7 protein-coding genes are annotated in these 9,611 nt (G+C 73.0%); 5 read left to right on the top strand and 2 right to left on the bottom strand.

The genetic code is table 11. From position 1 onward, the window contains the following. The first annotated feature begins 714 nt into the window (after positions 1 to 714). A complete protein-coding gene (locus AB8Z75_RS25955) occupies positions 715 to 2,220 on the top strand; it encodes a sugar transferase (protein WP_369206015.1) in 1,506 nt (501 codons plus the stop codon). Positions 2,221 to 2,280: 60 nt separating this feature from the next. On the opposite strand, the gene AB8Z75_RS25950 is transcribed toward AB8Z75_RS25955, so the two are convergent. After that, positions 2,281 to 3,492, bottom strand: a complete 1,212-nt coding sequence (locus tag AB8Z75_RS25950; protein ID WP_369206013.1) for a GDP-L-fucose synthase family protein — start codon at positions 3,490 to 3,492, stop codon at positions 2,281 to 2,283. 156 nt (positions 3,493 to 3,648) lie between these two features. On the opposite strand from AB8Z75_RS25950, the gene gmd reads away from it, so the two are divergent. The 4 genes from gmd to AB8Z75_RS25930 all read left to right on the top strand — a co-directional run bounded on the left by gmd (position 3,649) and on the right by AB8Z75_RS25930 (position 8,308). Continuing rightward, a complete protein-coding gene (gene gmd, locus AB8Z75_RS25945) occupies positions 3,649 to 4,677 on the top strand; it encodes a GDP-mannose 4,6-dehydratase (protein ID WP_369206011.1) in 1,029 nt (342 codons plus the stop codon). A 114-nt stretch (positions 4,678 to 4,791) separates the two neighbouring features. Beyond that, positions 4,792 to 6,825, top strand: coding sequence for a DNRLRE domain-containing protein (locus AB8Z75_RS25940; RefSeq protein WP_369206019.1), 2,034 nt, complete (start codon positions 4,792 to 4,794; stop codon positions 6,823 to 6,825). After that, positions 6,822 to 7,337 (top strand): hypothetical protein, encoded by a 516-nt coding sequence (locus tag AB8Z75_RS25935; RefSeq protein WP_369206009.1) that lies wholly within the window; start codon positions 6,822 to 6,824, stop codon positions 7,335 to 7,337. The genes AB8Z75_RS25940 and AB8Z75_RS25935 overlap by 4 nt, the downstream gene beginning before the upstream one ends. Before the next feature lie 104 nt (positions 7,338 to 7,441). Continuing rightward, positions 7,442 to 8,308, top strand: coding sequence for a glycosyltransferase family 2 protein (locus AB8Z75_RS25930; RefSeq protein WP_369206017.1), 867 nt, complete (start codon positions 7,442 to 7,444; stop codon positions 8,306 to 8,308). Here the strand turns inward: AB8Z75_RS25930 and AB8Z75_RS25925 are convergent. Next, positions 8,247 to 9,470, bottom strand: coding sequence for a glycosyltransferase (locus tag AB8Z75_RS25925; protein ID WP_369206007.1), 1,224 nt, complete (start codon positions 9,468 to 9,470; stop codon positions 8,247 to 8,249). The two genes, AB8Z75_RS25930 and AB8Z75_RS25925, sit on opposite strands and share 62 nt — an antisense overlap. Between the last annotated feature and the right edge of the window lie 141 nt (positions 9,471 to 9,611).

Here is a 9,611-nt window from a genome sequence, read left to right as displayed (position 1 = left end):
GGTGGCGGGGTCGGAGGTGGTGGTACCGGGGGCTGGGGTGTTCTCGGTCATGTCCGCATCCTCGAACCCTGCCGCTGGCGTCAAGGTCAAGTCCCCAGCACGGCGGTGGGCCTCGGCGGCGATCTTCTGCGACGAATCACCCGGAATATACGCGCACTGTGCTACAACCCCCACCGCACTCTCCGCACTTCTCGCGAGGAAGTGAGCAGATGGCCACGCAGCGTACTCATATGCCTTAAGGTCTGGTGGATGTCGGCGCCTCACCACAAACGTGGCGGTTCTGTGCGCTGTGTGGGGGTTCCGCGTACCTGGGGGGGGTTCATGCGGCGCGACTCTGCGTTTGTGTCCGAGGTGGGGGAGCCGGCCGAGCCGGAGCCCGGCAGAGGGGCCGGAGACGTACCGGCACCGCTCGGCGGCGTTCGGGTAAGCGGCATACGCGCCGGTGACGCACCGGTCGAGGACGTGCGCACCAGGGAAGACCTATGGCCGAGCGCAGGCGTGCGAACGAGCGTAGACGCGCGGACGAACGCAGGCGTGCGGTCGGGCGCAGACGCGCGACCGAGCACAGGCGCGCGGGTCGGCGCAGACGCGCGACCGGGCACAGGCGTGCGGTCGGGCGCAGACGCGCGACCGGGCACAGGCGTGCGGTCGGGCGCAGACGCGCGGACGAGCACAGGCGTGCGGTCGGGCACAGACGCGCGGACGAGCACAGGCGTGCGGTCGGGCACAGACGCACGGACGAGCACAGGCGTGCGGGCCGGCGGCGGGCCGACCGGTGCCGTAGCTGCCGCAGACGTACCGGCCAGCCGGGAGAAGTCCGGCTGGTACCGGCCCGTCGCGCTCGCGACCGACGCCGCCGGGGGCGCCCTGCCCGTGGCGCTGCTCTTCCACCAGGCAGGGCAACCGCACACGGCCGCCGCGACGGTGACGGTCGGCATGTGCTGGCTGGGCGTACTCGCCGCCCACCAGCGGTACGGCCGACGGTGGCTGGGCGAGACCAGGGGACTGCTGGCGACGGTGCACGACTGGCTCACGCTCGTCGGAGTCCTCGCCGTCGCCCGGGTGGTGACCGGTGAGAGCTCTCCGCCCGCGGTCGCCCTGGTGGCGCTGACGCCCGCACCGCTGCTCACCGCGGCGTGCCGCTCGGTGACACACCGGCACCTGACGGCCCAGCGCCGCCAGGCACACGCCGTGCGGCGCGCGCTGCTCGTCGGCGAAGGCGGCGCCGTGGACCGGGTGGTGGAGCAGTTGGCCAGCCGCACGGACCATCCCTACGTCGTCATCGGCGCCGTGCCGGTCGGCGCAGCGGCACCCCGCAGTGGTGTGCCCGAGGCCGGGCAGTTGGAAGCCGCGCCGCCCGGGGACGGCGGGGACGGCAGCGCCGCGGACGGTGCGGCCGTGCTGGCAGCCGCCCGACTGCACCGGGCCGAGACGGTACTGGTGGTGCCGGGGGCGCTGCTGTGCGGCGAGCGGTTGCGCACGCTGACGTGGGCGGTGCAGGACGCGGGGCTGCCGTTGGTCATCGCCTCGGGGCTGGCCGAAGTGGCGCTGCGCCGGGTGCGCCCGTCCACCGCGGCGGGGCTTCATCTGCTGCACGTCGACCCTCCGGTGCGGCGCGGCCCGCAGCTCGCGCTCAAGTCCGCGCTCGACCGGGTGGGTGCCGCGCTCGGACTGGTGCTGCTGGCCCCGCTGTTCGCGCTCGTGGCGCTGGCCGTACGGCTCGACTCCCCCGGGCCCGCGCTCTACCGGCAGACCCGCGTCGGCCATCGCGGCACTCCGTTCACCATGTGGAAGTTCCGCTCCATGTCCGTCGGCGCCGATCGCCTGCGACCGCAGCTCGCCGCCGCCAACGAGGTGGACGGGCCGCTGTTCAAGATGCGGGCCGACCCGCGCGTCACCCGCGTCGGCCGGGTGCTGCGGCGCACGTCGCTGGACGAGCTGCCGCAGTTGGTGAACGTGGTGCGCGGTGAGATGTCGCTCGTGGGCCCGCGGCCTCCGCTGCCGGAGGAGGTGGCGGACTACGGGACGACGGCGCTGCGGCGGCTGGCGGTGCGGCCCGGACTGACCGGGCCGTGGCAGGTGAGCGGCCGGTCGGACCTCTCGTGGGACGAAAGCCTGGCGCTGGACCTGCGCTACGCGGACAACTGGTCGCTGACGACGGATCTGGACCTGCTGGCCCGCACCGTGCGGGCCGTGGTGGACGGAAGAGGCGCATACTGAATGGACCCGCGCACCCGCAAAACGTTACGCACCCGCCAAGCCTTCCTCACCCACGAGCCGTCACGCGCCCGCCGTGGCCCCCGGCCGTCCGACCCGGCCGGACGCCTCCGACTCCTGCCACCACTCGTACGTCGCGCGGATGCCCTCCCGCAGCGGCACCCGCGGCCGGAACCCGAGCGCGAACAGGCGGCTGACGTCGAGAAGTTTGCGCGGGGTGCCGTCAGGGCGGTCCGTGTCCCAGGTGAGGCGCCCGCCGTAGCCGACCACGTCGCGCACCGTCTCGGCGAGCGCGGCGATGGTCAGGTCCCGCCCGCAGCCGACGTTGACCGGCGCGGGACCGTCGTACTCCCGCAGCAGCAGCACGCAGGCCCGCGCCAGGTCGTCGACGTGCAGGAACTCGCGGCGCGGCGTGCCGCTGCCCCACAGCACCACCTCCGGCGCAGCGTCCCGCTTCGCCTCGTGGAAACGGCGCACGAGAGCGGGCAGCACGTGCGAGGTCTCCAGGTCGAAGTTGTCACCCGGCCCGTACAGGTTGGTCGGCATCGCGCTGATGTAGGCGGCGCCGTACTGCTCACGGTAGGCGCGGACCTGGGTGATGCCCGCGATCTTGGCCAGGGCGTACGGCTCGTTCGTCGGCTCCAGGGCGCCGGTGAGCAGGGCGTCCTCGGTGATCGGTTGCGGCGCGTGCTTGGGGTAGATGCAGGACGAGCCCAGGAAGAGCAGCCGGGGGACGCCTGCGGCGTGCGCGCCCGCGATGACGCTGAGCTGGATGCGCAGGTTGTCCTCCAGGAACGGCACCGGCTGCGTCTTGTTGGCCATGATCCCGCCGACCTTGGCGGCCGCCAGCACCACCGCGTGCGGGCGCACCTCGCGCAGCCAGCGCTCGGTGCCGGGCGCGTCGCGCAGGTCCAGAGCGGCTCGGTCGCGGGTCAGCACCTCGAAGCCGTCGGCCGCCAGTCGGCGGGCCACGGCGGAGCCGACCAGCCCGCGATGGCCGGCGACGACCACGCGGGCGTGGGGCGGCAGCAGCGACTCGGACCCGGCCACGGCTTCCCGACCGGGGACGACGTCCCCATCGCTGACGGTCTCCCGACCGGCGACGACGTCCCCACCGCTGACGGTCTCCCGACCGGCGACGACGTCCCCACCGCTGACGGTCTCCCGACCGGCGGCGGAGCCCCGACCGGCGGCCGGCTCCGGGCCGTTGAGGGCGTCGGGACCGGCAGGCGGGGAGGGGAGGTGCGCGGGCGTCGTGCGCGGCGTCGGCGTCATGGTGCCGGATTGTGCCACCCCAAAGCCGCACACGGACAGATAAACGGCAAAGAGTACGGAAACCGCGTACGGGATGAGACCGTCATCCGGGGGCCGGCCGTGAACACGGCCGATCTGTTCACCATCACGGACACACACCACTGAGGGCGGCGCCACATGGGCACGAGCGCGGGCAAGAGCGCACTGATCACCGGCATCACCGGCCAGGACGGCTCGTACCTGACCGAGCTGCTGCTGGAGAAGGGCTACACGGTGCACGGCCTGCTCCGCCGTTCCTCCTCCTTCAACACCGGCCGCATCGACCACCTGTACGAGGACCCGCACGACGAGGGCCGCTCCCTCGTCCTCCACCACGCCGACCTCGCCGACGGTGTCGCCCTCGTCAACCTCCTGCGCGATCTGCGCCCGGACGAGGTCTACAACCTCGGCGCCCAGTCCCACGTGCGCGTCTCCTTCGACTCGCCGCTCTACACCGGCGACGTCACCGCCATGGGGACCCTGCGGCTGCTGGAGGCGATACGGGCCAGCGGTATCGACACCCGCATCTACCAGGCCTCCTCCTCCGAGATGTTCGGCGCGGCCCCTCCCCCGCAGAACGAGGCGACGCCGTTCCACCCGCGCAGCCCGTACGGCTGCGCGAAGGTCTTCGGGTACTGGGCGACGGTCAACTACCGCGAGGCGTACGACCTGTTCGCGGTCAACGGCATCCTCTTCAACCACGAGTCCCCGCGCCGCGGCGAGACCTTCGTGACCCGCAAGATCACCCGAGCGGTCGCCCGGATCAGGGCCGGGCTGCAAGGCCACCTCTACCTCGGCAACCTCGACGCGGTGCGGGACTGGGGGTACGCGCCCGAGTACGTCGAGGCCATGTGGCTGATGCTGCAGGCCGACCGGCCGGACGACTACGTGGTGGCCACCGGTGCCGCCACCACCGTGCGGGCCTTCCTGGAGGAGGCCTTTCTCGCCGGGGGGCTCGACTGGCGCGAGCACGTGCGGTTCGACGCCGCCTACGAGCGGCCCAGCGAGGTGGACGCGCTCGTCGGTGATGCCGGGAAGGCTCAGGACCTGCTCGGGTGGAAGCCGCGCGTCCTGTGGGCGGAGCTGGCACGCGTCATGGTCGAGGCCGACATCGCGGCGCTGGAGGCGGAGTTGTCGGGTGAGGCGGTGCGCGTCGACCGCCGCTGACGCCGTGTCCGTTACATGCACCAACCAGAGCAATTGGGGAGCACAGTGAGACGACCGAGGACCCCTCGCAAGGCGGGGGCGCACAAGGCGGCGGTGGCCGCGACCGTGCTGGCGGTGGCGGCGGCCACGACAGCGGTGCCCGCCCTCACCGAGCGGGGCGCCCACAAGGCGGCGGCCCTCACACCGCCGGTGGCGATGACCGCGGACACCTTACCGACGTGGCAGACGAACGGCGTGGTGTGGGCGATGGCCCAGTCGAACGGCACGGTCTTCGCGGGCGGCACCTTCTCGGCGATCCGTCCGCCGGGCGCGGCGCCCGGCGCGAAGGAGCGCGAGGCCGTCAACTTCGCGGCGTTCGACGCGGCGACCGGAGAGCCGACGGACTGCCGCCTGAACTTCACGGTGGGCAGCGGCACGGCCACCGTACGGGCGCTGACGGTCTCGCCGGACGGCAAGACCCTGTACGCGGGCGGCAACTTCGCCGCCGTCAACGGGACGAACGCCAGCCGGGTGGCCGCCATCGACCTGCCCTCCTGCACGGTCAGGTCCGGCTTCCAGCTGACGGTCTCAGCGCCGGTGCACGCGCTGGCCGCCACGGACGACACCGTCTATCTCGGCGGTGACTTCACCACGGTGGAGGGACAGAAGCGCGCCAAGTTCGCGGCGGTCGGCACCGATGGGAAGGTGAAGTCCTGGAAGGCGGACGCGGACAAGACGGGCCGCGCGGTGGAGGTCACGCCGGACGGGAAGCACGTGGTGCTGGGCGGCGACTTCGAACGGGTACGCGGAGCCGACTCGCACGCGCTGGCGGTCGTGGACGCCTCGTCGGGCGCGCTGAAGAAGGGCTACCCGAACCGGTTCGTGCCCCGCAACAGCGTGGTCAAGGGCCTCTACGTGGACGAGACCGGGATCTACACCGGCAACGAGGGCACGGGCGGCGGCGTCTTCGACGGCCGGATCGCGCTCGACCTGGACGACTTCGAGCAGCGCTGGCGCGACACCTGCCTGGGCGCCACCCAGGATGTGACCGTCTACAAGGACGTGCTCTACAGCAGCTCCCACGCGCACAACTGCCAGAGCATGGGCCAGTTCCCCGAGCTGCATGAGCGGCAGCACCTGCTGGCGCAGTCGGTCGACGATCCGACCCCGCTGCTGTCGTGGTTCCCCGACACGGACGACGGACCGCTGAACGTGGAGCAGGTCGGACCGCGCGCCATGGTGGTCTCCTCCGGCGGCGGCAAGGACTACATGTGGGTGGGCGGGGCGTTCTCGCGCATCACCAGTGACGGCAACAGGCCGCAGCAGGGGCTGGTGCGCTTCGCGAACGGCCCGGACACCGGGGCGCCCACCGTGCCCGACGGGGTGAAGGCCGCCAACACCACCAAGGGCGTGCGGGTCAGCTGGCCGGCGAGCACCGACCTGGACGACCGGAAGCTGACCTACCGCGTCTACCGCAACGGCGGCGACGAGCCTGTGGGCACGGTCACGGCCGACTCCACGTTCTGGGAGCGGCCCACGGTCAGCTTCACCGACACCTCGGCCAAGCCGGGCACCGACTACTCCTACCGGGTCACGGCGAGCGACGCGGGCGGCACCAACACCAGCGCCCGCTCCGAGGCCGCCACGGTGACGACGCCGGGCACGCCGACGGAGACGACGGTGGAGCGGGAGGCGACGGCCGACGCGTACGTGAACGGGGCGGCCCGGAACGCCACCTACGGCACACACCAGCAGCTCGCGGTGCGCGGCTCGTCGCCGTACGCCAGCTATGTGCGCTTCGACGTGCCGTCCGCGCCCAGCGGGATGGAGCTGGAGGAGGCCACGCTGACGGTCACGACCAGCAGTGAGCCGAGCGCGGCCACCGGCGACACCGTCGAGGTCGCAGAGGTGACCGGTGCCTGGTCGGAGAAGGAGGTGACCTGGGCGAAGCGTCCCGCCGTGGGCGAGACGCCGCTGGGCGGCCTCGACGGCGCGGCCGACGTCCGCACGGACTACGACGTGCCGTTGGACGCGCGCGCGGTCCGCAACGCGGCGGGCGACACCCTCGACCTGGCCCTGACCTCCTCCGGCAGCGACAGCCTGTGGCTGTGGGCCCGCGAGTCGGGCGGAACGGGCCCCAAGCTCACGCTGATCTACAGGAAGCCGTGAGCACCGTCAAGGCCGCACGTGCCGCGGCGGCCGTCCTGGTGGCGGCCGTCCTGGCGCTGACGGCCGGATGCGAAGGCGGCGGCACCAGCCGGCAGCAGGGCGGCGACGAGGGCACCGGCCACGCGGGCCGCCCCAGCGCCGGTGCGGCGGCCTCGCCCGGCGCGAGCGCGTCCCCCGGCGGGGGCGCGTCCGCCGGCGGGAAGGGGGACAAGGGCACGTCCGGCGGCGAGACCGCCGCGAAGGTGCCCCGTTCCCGGCTGACCCCCGCCACCGGGTCGTTCACCAAGAAGGAGAAGGACTACCTGGTCGACCGGGTGCCCCAGGGAATGGAGCCCGCAGCCGTGCTGGAGGCGGGCAGGACCGCCTGCGCGCGGATCGCCACGACGGCCGAGAGCAGCGAGAAGGACGCGGTCAGCGCCCTGAAGGCGGGCGAGATCGACCAGGCCGAGCCCGCGATCAGGCACCTGTGCCCGAAGTTCGCCCCGCTGCTGGAGGCGGCGGGCAAGAAGTGACCGCCCGCGCCCCCAGGAGACCGACCACCGTGGAAAGTACCGCTGTGGAAAGAACCGCCGTGGAGGAAGCCGCCGTGGAGAGAAGTGCCGTGGAGGAAGCCGCCGTGGACAAGCTGCCCGTCGTCGTCGCGATACCGACCAGGAACGAGGCCCGGAACATCGCGGGCACCGTGCGGTCCGTGATCGACCACTTCGCGCACGTCGTCGTGGTCGACTCCGACAGCACCGACGACACCCGCGCCCTCGCCAAGGCCGAGGGCGCCGAAGTGGTGCCCTACACCTGGGACGGCGGCTACCCGAAGAAGAAGCAGTGGTGCCTGGACCACGTCCACCCCGAGGTCGACTGGGTGCTCTTCCTCGACGGCGACGAGACGCCGAGCCCGGAACTCCTGCGCGAGATCCGGCACGTCCTCACCCCGCCGCCGGGCCGCACCGTGCGCCCTGCCGCGTTCGACATCCCACTGGGCTACTGGTTCGCCGGGCGCCGGCTGCGGCACGGGTACACGATCGTCAAGCGCGTGCTGCTGGACCGCACCCGCTGCCGCTTCCCCGAGCCCGACGACCTCGCCGCCCCCGGCATGGGCGAACAGGAGGGCCACTACCAGCCGCTGGCCGAACCCACCGTCCGGCTCACCGCGCCCCTCGAACACCGGGACCTCGACCCGGTGCGGACCTGGTTCGAGCGGCACAACCGCTACTCGGACTGGGAAGCATGGCTGGAGTCGCACCCGCACGTGCGGGAACAGATCCGGCAGGCCAAGACCCGCCAGGGCCGCCTCTTCCACCGGGCCCCGCTCAAGCCGCTGGTGTCCTTCGCCTACGCCTATGTCTACCGGCGCGGCTTCCTCGACGGCCGCGCCGGGCTCGACTACGCGCTCGCGATGAGCTTCTACCGGTGGCAGATCGGACTCAAGGCACGCGAGGCCGACGACCCGCAAGACGGCGGTGCCGGTGCGCGGGGGCAGCACTGACCCGCTCGCACGCCGTCGCGTACACCCCGCGCAGCGTCTCCACGACCGCGCCCAGGGTGAAGCTGTCGCGGGCCAGCCGCCACGCCGCGCGCGAGGCGGCCTCGCCCGCCGCCGGGTCCAGCAGCTCCAGCACGGCACGGCCCACCCGGGCCCCGTTCTCCGCGGCGTCCGGCCCGTCCGGTGCGCTGTCCACCAGGCGGCCCGCGCCGGCCGCCGCCACATCGGGCGCCAGCCCGCTGGTGCGGGTCACCACGACGGGCAGCCCCACCGACAGCGCCTCCAGCACCGACACGGAGAACGCGTCCTTGACGGAGGGCAGCACGAACACGTCGCTGGCGCGGAGCCGTTCGATGACGCCCGCGTGGTCCAGCGCGCCGACGTACTCCAGGGCGTGGCCCACGCCCAGCGCGTCGGCCAGCGCCAGCAACTCGCCCACCAGCGCCCCCGTGTCGGGGCCCGCGAGGACGAAGCGGGCGTCGGGATGTTTCGCCAGCACCGTCGGCATCGCCCCGACGAAGTCCTGTGGCCGCTTGCCCTCCTGCACCCGCGCGCAGTACAGCACCGTCGGCGGGCGCCCGCCCGTCGGCTGGGGGCGCGGCGGCTGCGGTGCCACCCCGTTGACGAGGCGGTGCGCGGGCCCCATCGGTGCCGGGGCCACCACCGCTTCGGTCAACTCCCGCTCGGTGTCCGTCAGGTGGAGCACGGCGTCGGCCTGCCGGAGCACCCAGCGCAGGCCCAGCACGTCCACGGCTTTCGCCACCCGCTTCTCGGTCGGGTCGATCATGCCGTGTGTCTGCAACACCAGCGGGCGGCCCATGCGGGCTGCCATCATCGCCACGGGAAGCGTGACCAGATCGCGCATCAGGTGGACGTGCACCACGTCCGCCGAGCGGAGCAGGCGGGGGGCCGCCGCGAGCAGAGCGGGGGATGTGATGCCGCTGACCTCGAACCGGGGCAGCACGTGCCGGGCCCGGAAGAGCCGGGCGGGCACGCCGTCCACCGTGCGGGGCGGATCGCCCGGTGGGAAACCGTCCGCCAGGGCGACCAGGGCCGCGCTGTCGCCTCTCTCCCGTAAGCCCCGGCACAGGTTGAGGGCCACGCGCGTGGGCCCTCCGAAGTCGTGTGTGGGCGTGTGCAGCGTCACGACGTGCAGCGCTTTCATCGGTGTCCCCTCCCTCAGCACTGGCAGGCATATTAGCGGCTTTGCCCCTGCTTGCCCCGCCCTTTCCCGTTTCTTCCCAGCGTCCTGGCGGAGGCGGTGAGCATGAGCGCGCGCACCGGCACCACAGCCCCACCAGACCTC

The sequence above is a fragment of the Streptomyces sp. PU-14G genome (genome assembly GCF_041028275.1).
Lineage (GTDB): Bacteria > Actinomycetota > Actinomycetes > Streptomycetales > Streptomycetaceae > Streptomyces.
The sequence above is the reverse complement of the archived record's forward strand: the minus strand, read 5'-3'. Positions and strand labels throughout refer to the sequence as shown.